We start from the raw sequence: 14,774 nt of genomic DNA, 5'->3' as shown, positions 1-14,774 counted from the left end.
ATATCTGTGCACACTTTCTATGCACAAGAGTTGTGCATAGAAAGTGTGCATGATCCGGCAGGTGTCCGGGGACAGGCGTCAGGCGAAGAGTTCGGTGACGCCGCGCAGGCGGGTACCGAGCAGGCCGGCGGCGCGGGAGGAGTCGAGGCGTACCTCGGTGGGGTGCTGCCGGCCGGTGGCGACGCTGGTCGTGGTCTTCAGGCCGGCCGGGTCGAGGCCGAGGTGCCGGGCGACCAGGAGGCCCAGCTCGGCGCGGCTGACCGGGTCCGGCCCGGCCACGTTGAGCAGGCCGGCGTACCCGGAGGGCACCAGCTCCAGCACGGCGGCGGCGAGGTCGACCACGTCCACCGGGCAGCGGAGCTCGTCGGTGAAGAGGGCCGCCCGGCCGGCGAGCGCGTCCCGGCAGAGCTGGATCTGCTTGCTCCCCTCCCCCACGATCAGTGAGGTACGCACCAGCACCGCGCCCGGATCGAGCGCCCGCACCGCAGTCTCCGCGGCCGCCTTCGCGGCCCCGTACGCGTTCACCGGGGTGGGCACGTCGTCGTCCCGGTACGGGGCCGGGCGCCCGCCGTGCAGCGCGTCGCTGGACAGGTGCACGAGCCGGGCGCCCACCTCGGCAGCCGCGGCCGCGACGTGGGCCGCCCCGTCGGCGGTGACCGTCCAGTCGTCGTAGCGGTAGGGGGTGGCGACGACGGCGTCGGGACGTACCTCGGTCAGCAGCGCGCGGACGGCGGACCGGTCGGTGACGTCGAGCCGGCGGGCGGCCACGCCCGGCACCGCGACGGCGGCCGAGTGCCAGGTGCCGACCACCCGCTGTCCCGCCGCCACCGCCTGCCGGCACACCTCGGCGCCGAGGAAGCCGCTGGCCCCCACCACGAGCAGCGTCACGCCGTCCACCTCTCCGACTCGTCGATCATGAGGTTAGCGGGGCGACATGCCGAAGCGGTGCCCCGCCAACCTCATGATCAACGGCCAGGAGCACCGGATCAGGTCGGGTCGGCGACCGGTGCCACCGGGCCGGCGGTGCCGGCGTGCGCACCGGTGGCGGCCTTCGGCTTGGCGTCGACGCCCGCCTCGGCGCGCTGCTGCGCGGTGATCGGCGTGGGTGCGCCGGTCAGCGGGTCGAAGCCACCCCGGGTCTTCGGGAAGGCGATGACCTCGCGGATCGAGTCGGCGCCGGCCAGCAGCATGCAGATCCGGTCCCAACCGAAGGCGATGCCGCCGTGCGGCGGCGGGCCGTACTTGAACGCCTCCAGCAGGAAGCCGAACTTGTCCTGCGCCTCCTCTGGGGTGATGCCGAGCAGGTCGAAGACCCGCTGCTGCACGTCGCCCCGGTGGATACGGACGGAGCCGCCGCCGATCTCGTTGCCGTTGCAGACGATGTCGTACGCGTAGGCCAGGGCCCGGTCGGGGGCCTCCTCGAACCGGTCCACCCAGTCGGCGTTCGGCGAGGTGAACGGGTGGTGCACGGCCGTCCAGCCGCCCTCGTCGGTGCGCTCGAACATCGGCGCGTCGACCACCCAGCAGAACGCCCAGGCGGTCTCGTCGATCAGGTTGGCCCGCTTGGCGATCTCGATCCGGGCGGCGCCCAGCAGCTCCTGCGCCTCGCGGGTGTTGGTGCTGGCGGCGAAGAAGACGGCGTCGCCGGGCTTGGCGCCGACCGCGTCGGCCAGCCCGGCCAGGTGCGCCTCGGAGAGGTTCTTGGCCACCGGGCCGCGCGCCTCGCCGGTCTCCGCGTCGAGCACCACGTACGCGAGGCCGCGGGCGCCGCGCGCCTTGGCCCAGTCCTGCCAGCCGTCCAGCTCCTTGCGGCTCTGCGCCGCGCCACCCGGCATCACCACCGCGCCGACGTAGCCGCCCGCGTCGATGGCGCCGGCGAACACCCGGAACTCGGTGCCGCGCAGGTAGTCGGTCAGCTCGGTCAGCTCGACGCCGTAGCGTAGGTCCGGCTTGTCCGAGCCGTAGCGGGACATGGCGTCGTGCCAGGTGATCCGGGGGATGGGCCGGGGGATCTCGTGGCTGGCCAGGTCCGACCAGAGCGCCGAGACGATCGCCTCGCCGAGCTCGATGACGTCGTCCTCGGTGACGAAGGACATCTCGATGTCGAGCTGGGTGAACTCCGGCTGCCGGTCGGCGCGGAAGTCCTCGTCCCGGTAGCAGCGGGCGATCTGGTAGTACCGCTCCATCCCGCCGACCATGAGCAGCTGCTTGAACAGCTGCGGCGACTGCGGCAGCGCGTACCAGCTGCCGGGCTGGAGGCGGACGGGGACCAGGAAGTCGCGGGCGCCCTCGGGGGTGGAGCGGGTCAGGGTGGGGGTCTCGATCTCCAGGAAGTCCCGCTCGTTCAGCACGGTGCGGGCGAGCTGGTTGGCCCGCGAGCGCAGCCGCATCGCCTTGGCCGGGCCGCTGCGGCGCAGGTCCAGGTAGCGGTACTTGAGCCGGATGTCGTCGCCGGCCTCGATCTGGTCGTCCACCGGCAGCGGCAGCGGGGCGGCCTCGGAGAGCACCTCCAGCTCGCTCGCGGTCACCTCGACCTCGCCGGTGGGCAGGTCCGGGTTCTCGTTGCCCGCGGGGCGGCGGGTCACCTCGCCGGTGACCTTCACGCAGAACTCGTTGCGCAGCGCGTGCGCGTCCTCCTCCCGGAAGACCACCTGGACCACGCCGGAGCCGTCGCGCAGGTCGACGAAGATGACACCGCCGTGGTCGCGCCGGCGGGCCACCCACCCGGCGAGCGTCACCGTCGAGCCGGCGTCCGCGGCACGCAGGCTTCCGGCGTTGTGGGTACGGATCACGGCTTGCGTCTCCTCATCTGCGGTACACGTCTGCTCCCCGCATTCTGTCAGGGTGCCCCGGCCCCCACCGCCACCGGGCGCGGTTGCGGACCGGGGCAGGGCCCTTCCTGACGCGGGTGCCCGGCCCCGCACGTCCGACCGCAGACGCGGAGAGCGGGCCGCCGGAGGCCGGCGACCCGCTCTGCGCGGTGTCGGTCAGGGTCAGATGATGCTGACGCCGTAGACGCTCATCGGCTCGGTGACCGGCTGGAAGTAGGTCGTGCCGCCGGTGCGGCAGTTGCCGCTGCCACCGGAGGTGAGGCCGACGGCGCTGCTGCCGCTGAACAGCGAGCCGCCGCTGTCGCCGGGCTCGGCGCAGACGTTGGTGCGGATCAGGCCGGAGACGCTGCCCTCGGCGTAGTTGACCGTGGCGTTCGTCGCCTGGACGCTGCCGCCCCACAGGCCGGTGGTGCTGCCGGAGCGGGTCACGCTCATGCCGACGTACGCGTTGGCGGCGCCGGTGACGTCCCGGTAGGTGCCGTTCCACAGGTAGACGTTGCCGGCCGCGTTGGCGGAGTTGCTGTGCCGGACGATGCCGTAGTCGTTGCCCGGGAAGCTGGTGCCCGCGCGGGTGCCGAGGACGCTGGTCTGGCCGGAGTTCGAGTACCAGGTCGAGGCGATGTTGGTGCAGTGGCCGGCGGTCAGGAAGTAGGTGGTGCCGGAGCTGCTGCGGACGTTGAAGCCGAGCGAGCAGCGGCCGCCGCCGGCGGCGTAGATCGCCTGGCCGCCGGAGATCCGGGTGCTCAGCACGCCGGGCTCGGCCTCGATCCGGACCGTCCCGCCGGTGCGCGCGGCGGCGGCCTTGACCCGCTCCAGCTTCGCGCCGGTGACGGTGCTGTCCACCGAGACCACGACCTGGTTGGTGGCCGGGTCGACCCACCAGGCGGTGCCCGGGATCTTGGCGGACCGCTCCAGCTCGGCGGTGGCGGCCTTGAGCTTGTCGGCGCCCCGGGTGACGAGCTTCGGGGTGGCGCCGGCGGCGCGGACCTGGCGCGCGGCCGCGGCGTCGGTCACCGCGATGACCATCTTGCCGCTGCCGTCGGCGTACGCGCCGGCGGCGCGGTCACCGAGCTTCTCGGCCAGGGTGGCGGCGGCGTCGGGGGACGCGGGCGATGCGGGGGCCGCCTGGGCGGGTGCGCCGAGCAGCGAGCCCGTGACCAGGGTGCCGGCCACGGCGACGGCAGCGGCGCGAAGGAGCGAGGACCTCGTGGGTCGCATGTAACAACCTCCAAGGAGGGGGTGACGGACGCCGTCATACGGACGCGCCCGAGGACAACCCGGCCGACCTGGGGGAACCGGCCGAGTGACCAAAGTATTCACATATTTAAGATCCTGCGCAAGGCGGCACTTTGCCCGAATTGGCCTCGCCCGAAAAGCAATCAGTACGCAACATTGTGGACACAGAGCGTCATCTATACCATCAGGCCACCGCAGCACGCCGGCACCCGTGATCCGGAGGCCACCATGACCCTCGTCCGACGCGCGCTGGCCACCCTCGCCAGCGCCACCGCCCTCGTCCTGCTCGCCGCCACCCCCGCGGTCGCCGCCGGCCCACCGCCCAACTCGATGGCCAGCCTGGGCGACTCGATCACCCGTGGCTTCAACGCCTGCGGCTGGTACGTCGACTGCACCGCACGGTCGTTCAGCACCGGCACCGACACCGGGGTGAACAGCCACTACCTGCGGATCCGCGCGGTCAACCCGGGCATCCAGGGCCGCAACTACAACGACGCGAAGACGGGCGCCAAGTCCGCCGACATGGACGGCCAGGCGGGCACCGCGGTCAGCCAGGGCGTCGAGTACGTGACCATGCTCATCGGCGCCAACGACGCCTGCACCAGCTCGGAGTCCACCATGACTCCGGTGGCCACCTTCCGGGCCAACATCGACAGCGCCCTCACCCGGATCAAGGCCGGCCTGCCGAACGCCCGGGTCGCCGTGCTCAGCATCCCGGACATCCACCGGCTCTGGTACGTCGGCAAGGACAGCTCCAGCGCCCGTAGCGCCTGGTCGGCCTTCGGCATCTGCCAGTCCATGCTGGCCAACCCGACCTCGACCGCGCAGGCCGACGTGGACCGGCGGGCCCGGGTCCGGCAGCGGGTGATCGACTACAACACCCAGCTCGCCCAGGCCTGCGCCGCGTACGGGGCGAACTGCGACTTCGACGACAACGCGGTGTTCAACTACCCGTTCGTGTTGAGCCAGGTCTCCGGCTGGGACTACTTCCACCCGAACACGAGCGGCCAGGCGGTGCTCGCCAGCGTCTCGTACGCCAACGGCTTCGGCTGGTAGTCCCTCCCCCGGCCCGGCGCGCGGCCCCGTCCGGTGGTCCGCGCGCCGGGTCAGGCCTCAACTCCGGCGGCACGCCCCCGGCCCGGGGCGGGGTAGCACGTCACGCGGTTCGGTCACCTCGTGCCCCTCGGCGCAACGCAGCGCGACCCGGACCTCGGCCCCGCAGTCCCGGTGGGTGACGGTCAGCGGCGAACCGTCCGGATCGGCCAGGTAGCGGTCGCCCCAACCGAGCACCGCCACCAGCACCGGCCACAGGTCGAGCCCCTTGTCGGTAAGCCGGTACTCGTGCCGCATCCGGCTGCCCGGCTCCCGGTACGGCACCCGGCGCAGCACACCCTGCTCGACCAGCATGGCGAGCCGGTTGGTGAGCACCTGCCGGGGAATGCCGGTGCGGACCCGCATGTCGTCGAAGCGGCGTACGCCGTTGAAGACCTCGCGGAGCACGACCAGCGTCCACCGCTCGCCGAGGATGGCCATCGCGCGGGCGATGGTGCAGTTCTCCACCGACCAGTCCAGTGCCGTGGGTCTCATGCCGACCAGGCTAGGTCTGATTGACAGACTCAGCAACGCGCTGCGAGGCTGGGTCCATGACACAGACGCAGGACCGCAGCCGCACCTTCTCCTGGTCCGACCCGCTGGCCGGAGCTGCGCACGTCGGTCGGCGCAGCGGCCTGGAACTGCTGCGCGCGATGATCGCCGGGGAGCTGGCCGCGCCGCCGATCATGCACCTGATCGACATGGCCCGGATGGCGGCGGACGAGGGCCTGGTCACCGTCGAGCTGGTGCCGCAGGAGTTCCACTACAACCCGCTCGGCACGGTGCACGGTGGAGTCATCTCCACCCTCCTCGACACCGCCGCCGGGTGCGCCGTGCACAGCACGCTGCCGGCCGGCGTCGGCTACACCTCGCTCGACCTGAACGTGAAGTTCCTCCGGCCGGTCACGGTCGACAGCGGCCGGCTGCGCTGCGCGGGCACCGTGCTCCAGCGCGGCCGGCGTACCGCCCTGGCCGAGGCGCGCCTGACCGACACGAAGGACCGCCTCATCGCCCACGCCACGTCGTCCTGCCTGCTCTTCCCGCTCGACGCCCCCGCCTGACCCGGCGGACACACCGATGCGCGCCGCCTCGCCCCGCCGCCATGGCCACTCTTTCCCGGAAAGGGTGGCCATGGCCCTCGGCATGAGCCCTCTTCCCCGGAAACTGCGCCCTCGTCGAGGCGAGGCGAGGCGGGTGCGGCAGGGCGAGGCGAGGCGGGCGGGGAAGGGGCAGCGGGCGGGAGTGGGGTCAGCGGGCGAGGGTGAGACGGGCGGCGCGGGCGGCGCGCTTCTCCTCGAAGCGGGCCGCCTGGACCTCCAGGGTGTCGAGGTGGGCGGCGATCTGGTCGCGGGCGGCCTCGCCGTCGGCGTCCAGCCCGGTCGCCTCGAAGAGGTTCCACTGCCGCAGCACCGGAACGACCACCTCGTCCCGGTGCTGGCGCAGGTCGTAGATGCCGGCCAGGGCGATGGCCACTGACTTGCGGGCGAAGCCCTCGATGCCGACGCCCGGCATCTGGAAGTCGGCCAGCACGTCGGCGACCGCCCGCATGGCCTGGCTCGGCGCCAACTCGAAGGCCGCCCCGAGCAGGTTGCGGTAGAAGACCATGTGCAGGTTCTCGTCGGCCGCCACCCGGGCCAGCAGCGCCTCGCAGGTCGGGTCCCCGGTGGCCCGACCGGTGTTGCGGTGCGAGATGCGGGTGGCCAACTCCTGGAACGAGACGTACGCCAGCGAGTGCAGCACCTCGTCGCCGTGCGTGTTGTGGTAGCCCGCCGACATGTGCACCATCCGGGCCCGCTCCAGCGCCACCGGGTCGACCGCCCGGGTCACGGTGAGGTAGTCCCGGATGGCGGTGCCGTGCCGCCCCTCCTCGGCGGTCCACCGGTGCACCCAGGTGCCCCACGCCCCGTCCCGACCGAAGAGGGTGGCGATCTCGTGGTGGTAGGAGGGCAGGTTGTCCTCGGTGAGCAGGTTGACGATCAGCGCGGTCCGCGCCACCTCAGGCAGCGTGGAGTCCGTCTCCGCCCACGGTTCCCCGCCGAGCGGGCCGTCGAAGGTACGCCCCTCGCTCCACGGCACGTACTCGTGCGGGAACCACTCCTTCGCCAGCGACAGGTGGCGGTCGAGGTTCTTCTCGACCACGGGTTCGAGTTCGTGGAGGAGGGCGGTCTGGCTGAGCACGGTCACGACGTTCTCCCTACGGTGGCGTAACTTACGCCACCGTAGGTCCAAACGTCGTCAGGCGCCAGTCGAGGCGGGTCCCACCAGCGGCTTCAGGTCCGCCCGCGGCGGCATCCACTCGCCCGCCGCCGCGGCCACCTGCTCGCCCGAGCGAATGTCCTTCACCTCGTCGCCCTCGGCGCCGGGGAACCAGACGTACGGAATGCCGCGCCGCTCGGCGTACCGGATCTGCTTGCCGAACTTGGCGGCGCTGGGCGACACCTCGGTGGGGACGCCTCGGGAGCGCAGCGCCTCGGCGACCTGGTTGCTCGCTGGCCGCTCCTCCTCGGTGGTGACCGCGACCAGCACGCAGGTCGGCACGCTGCGGGAGACCGGCAGCGCCTCGGCGCCGAAGAGCAGGCCGAGCAGCCGGGTCACCCCGATGGAGATGCCCACCCCCGGGAAGCGGACATTGCCGGAGCTGGCCAGGTTGTCGTACCGGCCGCCGGAGCAGACCGAGCCGAACCGCTCGTAGCCGATCATCTGCGTCTCGTAGACCGTGCCGGTGTAGTAGTCCAGGCCGCGGGCGATGCGCAGGTCGGCGACGCAGAGGTCGGGCGAGTGCGCGGCGGCGGTCTCCACCACCGCGACCAGTTCCGCGATGCCCTCGTCCAGCAGCGGGTCGCTCACCCCGAGGGCGCGCACCGCGTCGGCGAAGGAGGCGTCCGGCGCGGAGATCTCGGCCAGGGCCAGGCACGCCTTGGCCTGCGCCTCGCTCGCCCCGGCGGTCTGCGCCAGCAGCTCGGCCACCCGGGTCGGGCCGATCTTGTCGAGCTTGTCGACCGCGCGCAGCGCCGCCTCCGGGTCGGTCAGCCCGATGCCCCGGTAGAAGCCCTCGCAGATCTTGCGGTTGTTGACCTGGATCCGCACCGGCGGGATCGGCAGCGAGCGCAGCGCGTCACCGATCACCAGCGGCATCTCGGCCTCGTAGTGGGCCGGCAGGGTGTCCCGGTCGACGATGTCGATGTCGGCCTGGAGGAACTCGCGGTAGCGCCCCTCCTGCGGCCGCTCCCCCCGCCACACCTTCTGGATCTGGTAGCGGCGGAACGGGAACTGCAGCTTGCCGGCGTTCTCCAGCACGTAGCGGGCGAACGGCACGGTCAGGTCGAAGTGCAGGCCGAGCGCGTCGTCGCCGGTCGCCCCCTCCGGGTCGGCCTGGAGCCGGCGCAGCACGTAGACCTCCTTGGAGGTCTCCCCCTTGCGCAGGAGCTGGTCCAGCGGCTCGACCGAGCGGGTCTCCAGCGGGGCGAAGCCGTACAGCTCGAAGGTGGCCCGGATCCGGTCGAGGACGAACTGCTCGATCATCCGCTGGGCGGGCGTCCACTCCGGGAAGCCGGAGATGGGCGTGGGCTTGCTCATGGCGTACTCCTTGAATCCGCGCCGACGGCGCGGTGCGGGCGTGGGCCGCGGCGGATCTACAGGCCGCGGGTGGGCGCGGCCGGGCGCGCGCCGCCGGTCCCCGCCACCTCGATGAGGTACGGGTTGGTCGCGCGCTCGCGGCCGATGGTGGTCGCGGGGCCGTGGCCGGGCAGGACGACCGTGTCGTCGGCCAGCGGGAGGACCTTCTCCCGGAGGCTGGCCAGCATGCGGGGCATGCTGCCGCCCGGCAGGTCGGTGCGGCCGATCGAGCCGGCGAAGAGCACGTCACCGGAGAGGCAGATCTGCTCGGCCTCCCAGGGCGAGCCGGCGCCGGGCAGCCGGAACAGCACCGACCCGCCGGTATGGCCGGGCGCGTGGTCGACGGTGATCTCCAGGCCGGCGAGGCTGAGCGTGGCGCCGTCGGTCAGCTCGGCCACGTCCTCCGGCTCGGCGTACGGCAGCCGGCCGCCGAAGAGCTGGGTGAGGTCCATGGAGAGCGCCTTGGCCGGGTCGGCGAGCAACTCCCGGTCGTCCGGGTGGACGTAGGCGGGGATGCCCCGCGCGCCGCAGACCGGCGCCACGGAGAAGGTGTGGTCGAGGTGGCCGTGGGTGAGCAGCACGGCGGCCGGGTGCAGGCGGTGCTCGGCGAGCACGGCGTCGAGCCGGTCGAGCACCCCGATGCCGGGGTCGACCACCACGCACTGCTCCCCCGGCGCGGTCGCCACCACGTAGCAGTTGGTGCCGAAGGCGTCCGCGGGAAAGCCGGCCACGAGCACGTCCGCTCCCCTTCCGTTCGAGTCGTCGTCCCCGTCAGCAGCCTAGTCGCCCCGGCCACCTGGTTCCGTCGACCCACTCGTCCCACCGACCCCGCCGGCCCCACCGACAAACGTCCGATAGACCCCTGCCCCGACCTCGTACACCACTTTCCCAGCCGGTACCCGTACACTCTGGCGGGCGTGTGGCGTGGCGCACCTTCCGCCGGACGGCCGGACGGCGCCCCCGCGGGCGAGGACCAGGGTAGAGGAAGGGGAGCACGGGTGGCTTCCAGCAGGGACCGGCAGCGCAAACTGGCGCGGGCCAAGCTCGACCGGCAGCTCGCCCGGCGGGCCGCCGCCGCGAAGCGCCGCCGGCAGATCCAGGCCGGCGTCGGCACCGCGATCGTGCTCGCGCTGATCGTGGTCGGTTCGGCCTGGGCGCTCGGCGCGTTCGACTCGAAGCCGGAGCCGAAGGCCGCCGAGGACGTCTGCGTCTGGACCCCGCAGGACGCCGGTGCCAACACCAACCTGAAGGACGTCGGCACGCCGGCCACCACCGGGCTGCCGACCGCCGGCACGCGGAGCATGACGGTCACCACCAACCAGGGTGCCCCGATCACCGCCGAGCTCGACCTCACCGCGGCGCCGTGCGCGGCGGCGAGCATCTCGTTCCTGGCCGGCAAGGCGTTCTACGACAACACCAAGTGCCACGAGATCACCGCCGAGGGCGCGCTGCGCTGCGGCGACCCGAGCGGCACCGGCATCGGCGGCCCGGCGTACTCGTTCTACGACGAGAACGTCCCGGCCGCCCCGGAGCCGAGCCCGTCCGCCTCGCCGGCCCCGAACGAGCCGCCGGCATACCCGAAGGGCACGGTCGCCATGATCGCCAGCCCGCCGGGCGCCAACGGCAGCCAGTTCCTGATCTTCTTCAAGGACTTCAACCCGGACAAGCCGGCCTACCCGGTCATCGGCAAGGTCACCGGTGGGCTCGACGTGGTGGAGAAGATCGGTGCCCTGCAGACCGTGGACAATGGGAGTGGGGCCAAGGTCAAGCCCAAGACGGACGTGGTGATCCAGAGCCTCGCCGTCGGCGAGCCGAACGCCGCGCCGGTGGCGAGCCCCAGCGCCGGCTGACCCGGCGCCCCACCCGAACAGCAGCGGCAGCGCCGCACGAAGAGCACCGAAGGAGTGACCGTGACGTCCACGAGGGAGCGGCAGCGCGCGGCGGCGCGGGCCCGACTCGAGCGGGAGATGGCCGAACGCGCCGGCAGGGCCCGCAAGCGCCGGCAGACGCAGGCCATCGTCGGCGCCGCGGCCGTGCTGGTGCTCGTGGTCGCCGGCACCGTCTGGCTGGCCACCTCGCTCGGCGGCGACAAGAAGCAGAACACGGCCGCCAACACCGAGGGCTACGCCCAGTGCGCCTACACCGAGGTGCCCAAGGATGCCCGGTCCAAGCAGATCAAGGATGTCGGGCTGCCCGCGAACCAGCAGGACAACAAGGGCACCCAGACGATGACGATCGACACCAACCAGGGTGCGATCACCGCCAAGATCGACCGGAGCAAGGTGCCCTGCACCGCCGGCAGCTTCACCCACCTGGCCAGCAAGGGCTTCTTCGACAACACCAAGTGCCACCGGCTGGTGACCCAGGGCATCCAGGTGCTGCAGTGCGGCGATCCGAGCGCGACCGGCAACGGCTGGCGGGAGACCGACGGCACCGGCGGCCCGAGCTACAACCTGGCCGAGGAGAACCTGCCCACCGACAAGCGGCCGCCGTACCCGGAGGGCGTCATCGCGATGGCCAACTCGGGCCAGCCCGGCAGCACCGGCAGCCAGTTCTTCATCGTCTACGGCGACTCCCAGCTCGACCCGAACTACACGGTGCTGGGCACCATCACCGGCGGCATGGACGTGGTCAAGCAGGTCGCGGCGGCCGGCGACGACGGCGCCTTCGCCCAGCAGGCCGGTGGCGGCCACCCCAAGAAGGAGGTCGTCATCAACAAGCTGGCGATGAGCGACATCCAGGGCGGCTGACCCCGTACGACGCACACGAAAGCGCCCGCCGGCTGACGCCGGCGGGCGCTTTCGTGTGTCGGTGTCTCAGGCCCCCGACGTCACCCGGTAGGCGTCGAAGACCCCGTCGACCTTGCGGACCGCGGCCAACAGGTGCCCCAGGTGCTTCGGGTCGGCCATCTCGAAGCTGAACCGGCTCACCGCCACCCGGTCCCGGGTGGTGGTGACGGTGGCGGAGAGGATGTTGACCCGCTCGTCGGAGAGCACCCGGGTGACGTCGGCAAGCAGCTTGTGCCGGTCCAGCGCCTCCACCTGGATGGCGACCAGGAACGTCGAGGCGGAGGTGAGCTTCCAGTTCACCTCGACCACCCGCTCGCTCTGGGCCTTGAGGTCCTCGGCGTTGGCGCAGTCGTCGCGGTGCACGCTCACCCCGCCGGAGCGGGTGACGAAGCCGAACACGGCGTCCGGCGGCACCGGCGTGCAGCAACGGGCCAGCTTGATCCATACGTCGCTGACGCCCCGGACCACCACGCCCGGGTCGTGGCTGCTGGATCGGCTGCGCGGCGGCCGGGTGGCGACCGCCGTCTCGGCGATGTCCTCGGCCGCGCCCTCCTCGCCGCCGTACGTGGCCATCAGCTTCTGCACCACCGACTGGGCGGAAACCTGGCTGTCGCCGACCGCGGCATAGAGCGAGGCGACGTCGGCCAGGTGCAGGTCCCGGGCGATCGCCATCAGGTTGTCGGAGGTGAGCATCCGCTGCAACGGCATGCCCTGCTTGCGCATCGCCTTGACGATCGAGTCCTTGCCGGCCTCGATCGCCTCCTCGCGCCGCTCCTTGTTGAAGTACTGGCGGATCTTGGTGCGGGCGCGCGGGCTCTTGACGAAGCCGAGCCAGTCCTGGGTCGGGCCGGCCGTGTCGGACTTCGAGGTGAAGATCTCGATCACGTCGCCGTTGGACAGCGTCGACTCCAGCGGCACCAGCTTGCCGTTGACCCGGGCGCCGATGCACTTGTGCCCGACCTCGGTGTGCACCGCGTACGCGAAGTCCACCGGCGTCGACCCGGTCGGCAGCGGGATGACGTCACCCTTCGGGGTGAAGACGTACACCTCCTGGCTGGACAGGTCGAACCGGAGCGCGTCGAGGAACTCGCTCGGGTCGGCCGCCTCCCGCTGCCAGTCGAGCAGCTGGCGCAGCCAGGTCATCTCGTCGATGTGCGCCGGCGGGCCGACGATCTGGGTGCCCTTGTGCTCCTTGTACTTCCAGTGCGCGGCGATGCCGAACTCGGCGGTGCGGTGCATCGCGTACGTGCGGATCTGCATCTCCACCGGCTTGCCGGTGGGCCCGATGACCGTCGTGTGCAACGACTGGTACATGTTGAACTTGGGCATGGCGATGTAGTCCTTGAACCGGCCCGGCACCGGCTGCCAGTTGGCGTGGATGACCCCCAGCGCCGCGTAGCAGTCCCGCACCGTGTCGACCAGGATCCGCACGCCGACCAGGTCGTAGATGTCGTTGAAGTCGCGACCCCGCACGATCATCTTCTGGTAGATCGAGTAGAGGTGCTTCGGCCGCCCGGTGACCTCCGCCTTGATCTTGGCGGCCTTCAGGTCGGTGCCGACCTTCTGGGTCACCTGGCGCAGCAGCGCCTCCCGCTGCGGCTGGTGCTCCCCGATCAGACGGTTGATCTCCTCGTACCGCTTCGGGAACAGCGTGCCGAAGGCGAGGTCCTCCAGCTCCCACTTGATGGTGTTCATACCGAGGCGGTGCGCCAGGGGGGCCAGGATCTCCAGCGTCTCCTTCGCCTTCTGCTCCTGCTTGGGCCGGGGCAGGAAGGTGAGGGTACGCATGTTGTGCAGCCGGTCGGCCAGCTTGATCACCAGGACCCGGGGGTCCTTGGCCATGGCGACGACCATCTTGCGGATCGTCTCCGCCTTGGCCGCGTCGCCGAGCTTGACCTTGTCGAGCTTGGTCACGCCGTCGACCAGCAGGGTGACCTCGGGACCGAAGTCGGCCCGCATCTGGTCGAGGGTGTATTCCGTGTCCTCGATCGTGTCGTGCAGCAGTGCCGCCACCAGGGTGGTGGTGTCCATCCCGAGGTTGGCCAGGATGGTCGCCACCGCCAGGGGATGGGTGATGTACGGGTCGCCGGACTTGCGGTACTGACCCGAGTGCCAGCGCGCGGCGGTGTCGAACGCCCGTTGGAGCAGCCGAGCGTCGGCCTTCGGGTGATTCTCCCGGTGCGTGGCGATCAGCGGCTCGAGCACCTCGCTGACCTGCGAGGTCTGCCATGGCGCGTTGAACCGGGCCAGCCGGGCGCGCACCCGGCGGCCGGTCGGGGCGTTGGAGAGCGCGAAGCCACCGCCGGGGGACGGTTCACCCGCGTCGGTCCGCAACGGCACCACGACCGCCCCGGACGACGCACCGCCGTCCGTCCTGGCGTCGGGCCCGCCGCTGGAGCCGGTCACCCGGGCCGGCGGGTTGCCGCTCCGCTCGGTCACCGAGCCGTCCGCGTCGCCTGTCGGGTGCACCGTGCCCTCCACCGGAGGGACGACATCGTGGGACACCGGCCTCCTCACCGCTCGCCGGGATGCGCCGACCGTCCGGCCGACGTCCTGTACAACCGGCCCGGGGGCCGGCGTTGTTCCGCGCCGGCCTGCCACCCCGCCCGGTCGGCAAAGGGCAATGCTACCCGTACGCAGGGTCCCCCGCCCCTCCGCCGGACGGACCGCGCCGGGGTGGCCCGGCCGGTCCAGGGGGTCAAACGGTCAGCAGGGCATGGACCGGACGCGGGGCGAGCCGCTCCCGGCCCTTGAGAAAACCCAGCTCCAGCAGCACGGTGAAGCCGGCGACCGTGCCGCCGGCCCGCTCGACCAGGTCGAGGGTGGCCTCGGCGGTCCCGCCGGTGGCGAGCACGTCGTCCACCACCAGGACCCGGTGGCCGGCGGTGAAGGCGTCCTGGTGCACCTCCAGGGTCGCCTCGCCGTACTCCAGCGCGTACGAGGCGGCGTGCGTCGCGCGGGGCAGCTTGCCGGCCTTGCGCACCGGCACCACGCCCACCCCGGACGCGTACGCGATGGCCGCGGCGAGCACGAACCCACGCGCCTCGATGCCGGCCACGGAGTCAAACGAGTCCCGCCCGTGGTACGCGATGATCCCGTCGATCACCTCGCGGAAGACGGCACCGTCGGCGAACAGCGGCATCAGGTCCTTGAACATGACCCCGGGCTGGGGGAAGTCCGGCACGTCCAGCACCCGGCTGGCGACCAGCTG

The 14,774-nt window shown here is 72.0% G+C and carries 13 protein-coding genes; 4 read left to right on the top strand and 9 right to left on the bottom strand.

Features of this window, described 5'->3' with window-relative positions; all coding sequences use genetic code 11:
- Positions 1-78: 78 nt before the first annotated feature.
- The 3 genes from ABZ783_RS26590 to ABZ783_RS26580 form a co-directional block, all read right to left on the bottom strand.
- On the bottom strand, positions 79-888 hold the full coding sequence (locus ABZ783_RS26590) for a sugar nucleotide-binding protein (RefSeq protein WP_357442591.1): 810 nt from the start codon (positions 886-888) through the stop codon (positions 79-81).
- Between the two features lie 98 nt (positions 889-986).
- Positions 987-2,792: an aspartate--tRNA ligase gene (gene aspS / locus ABZ783_RS26585; RefSeq protein WP_357442589.1), complete on the bottom strand. Its 1,806-nt coding sequence runs from the start codon at positions 2,790-2,792 to the stop codon at positions 987-989.
- 201 nt (positions 2,793-2,993) lie between these two features.
- Positions 2,994-4,049: a S1 family peptidase gene (locus ABZ783_RS26580; RefSeq protein ID WP_357442587.1), complete on the bottom strand. Its 1,056-nt coding sequence runs from the start codon at positions 4,047-4,049 to the stop codon at positions 2,994-2,996.
- 246 nt (positions 4,050-4,295) lie between these two features.
- Here ABZ783_RS26580 and ABZ783_RS26575 point away from each other — a divergent pair, with 246 nt between their 5' ends.
- On the top strand, positions 4,296-5,123 hold the full coding sequence (locus ABZ783_RS26575) for a GDSL-type esterase/lipase family protein (RefSeq protein WP_357442585.1): 828 nt from the start codon (positions 4,296-4,298) through the stop codon (positions 5,121-5,123).
- A 57-nt stretch (positions 5,124-5,180) separates the two neighbouring features.
- On the opposite strand, the gene ABZ783_RS26570 is transcribed toward ABZ783_RS26575, so the two are convergent.
- Positions 5,181-5,654 (bottom strand): helix-turn-helix domain-containing protein, encoded by a 474-nt coding sequence (locus tag ABZ783_RS26570; protein WP_357442583.1) that lies wholly within the window; start codon positions 5,652-5,654, stop codon positions 5,181-5,183.
- 56 nt (positions 5,655-5,710) lie between these two features.
- Here ABZ783_RS26570 and ABZ783_RS26565 point away from each other — a divergent pair, with 56 nt between their 5' ends.
- Complete coding sequence (locus ABZ783_RS26565; protein WP_357442581.1) at positions 5,711-6,220, top strand: PaaI family thioesterase; 510 nt, start codon at positions 5,711-5,713, stop codon at positions 6,218-6,220.
- A gap of 187 nt (positions 6,221-6,407) precedes the next feature.
- On the opposite strand, the gene ABZ783_RS26560 is transcribed toward ABZ783_RS26565, so the two are convergent.
- From ABZ783_RS26560 to ABZ783_RS26550, 3 genes are read right to left on the bottom strand one after another with little or no spacing between them, the layout of a single operon-like run.
- Complete coding sequence (locus ABZ783_RS26560; RefSeq protein WP_357442579.1) at positions 6,408-7,343, bottom strand: acyl-ACP desaturase; 936 nt, start codon at positions 7,341-7,343, stop codon at positions 6,408-6,410.
- A 51-nt stretch (positions 7,344-7,394) separates the two neighbouring features.
- Entirely contained in the window at positions 7,395-8,735 is a 1,341-nt protein-coding gene (gene hisS, locus ABZ783_RS26555; RefSeq protein ID WP_357442577.1) for a histidine--tRNA ligase, read from the bottom strand.
- Positions 8,736-8,791: 56 nt separating this feature from the next.
- Positions 8,792-9,511 carry an MBL fold metallo-hydrolase gene (locus tag ABZ783_RS26550; protein ID WP_357442575.1) on the bottom strand — a complete coding sequence of 240 codons (720 nt, stop codon included), beginning with the start codon at positions 9,509-9,511 and terminating at the stop codon, positions 8,792-8,794.
- A 261-nt stretch (positions 9,512-9,772) separates the two neighbouring features.
- Here ABZ783_RS26550 and ABZ783_RS26545 point away from each other — a divergent pair, with 261 nt between their 5' ends.
- On the top strand, positions 9,773-10,624 hold the full coding sequence (locus ABZ783_RS26545) for a peptidylprolyl isomerase (protein WP_357442573.1): 852 nt from the start codon (positions 9,773-9,775) through the stop codon (positions 10,622-10,624).
- Positions 10,625-10,684: 60 nt separating this feature from the next.
- Positions 10,685-11,524 carry a peptidylprolyl isomerase gene (locus ABZ783_RS26540; protein WP_357442571.1) on the top strand — a complete coding sequence of 280 codons (840 nt, stop codon included), beginning with the start codon at positions 10,685-10,687 and terminating at the stop codon, positions 11,522-11,524.
- A gap of 66 nt (positions 11,525-11,590) precedes the next feature.
- On the opposite strand, the gene ABZ783_RS26535 is transcribed toward ABZ783_RS26540, so the two are convergent.
- On the bottom strand, positions 11,591-14,044 hold the full coding sequence (locus ABZ783_RS26535) for a bifunctional (p)ppGpp synthetase/guanosine-3',5'-bis(diphosphate) 3'-pyrophosphohydrolase (RefSeq protein WP_357442779.1): 2,454 nt from the start codon (positions 14,042-14,044) through the stop codon (positions 11,591-11,593).
- 217 nt (positions 14,045-14,261) lie between these two features.
- Complete coding sequence (locus ABZ783_RS26530; RefSeq protein ID WP_357442776.1) at positions 14,262-14,771, bottom strand: adenine phosphoribosyltransferase; 510 nt, start codon at positions 14,769-14,771, stop codon at positions 14,262-14,264.
- Positions 14,772-14,774 lie beyond the last annotated feature (3 nt).

Source organism: Micromonospora sp. NPDC047738, assembly GCF_040642675.1.
Taxonomy (GTDB): domain Bacteria; phylum Actinomycetota; class Actinomycetes; order Mycobacteriales; family Micromonosporaceae; genus Micromonospora.
The sequence above is the reverse complement of the archived record's forward strand: the minus strand, read 5'-3'. Positions and strand labels throughout refer to the sequence as shown.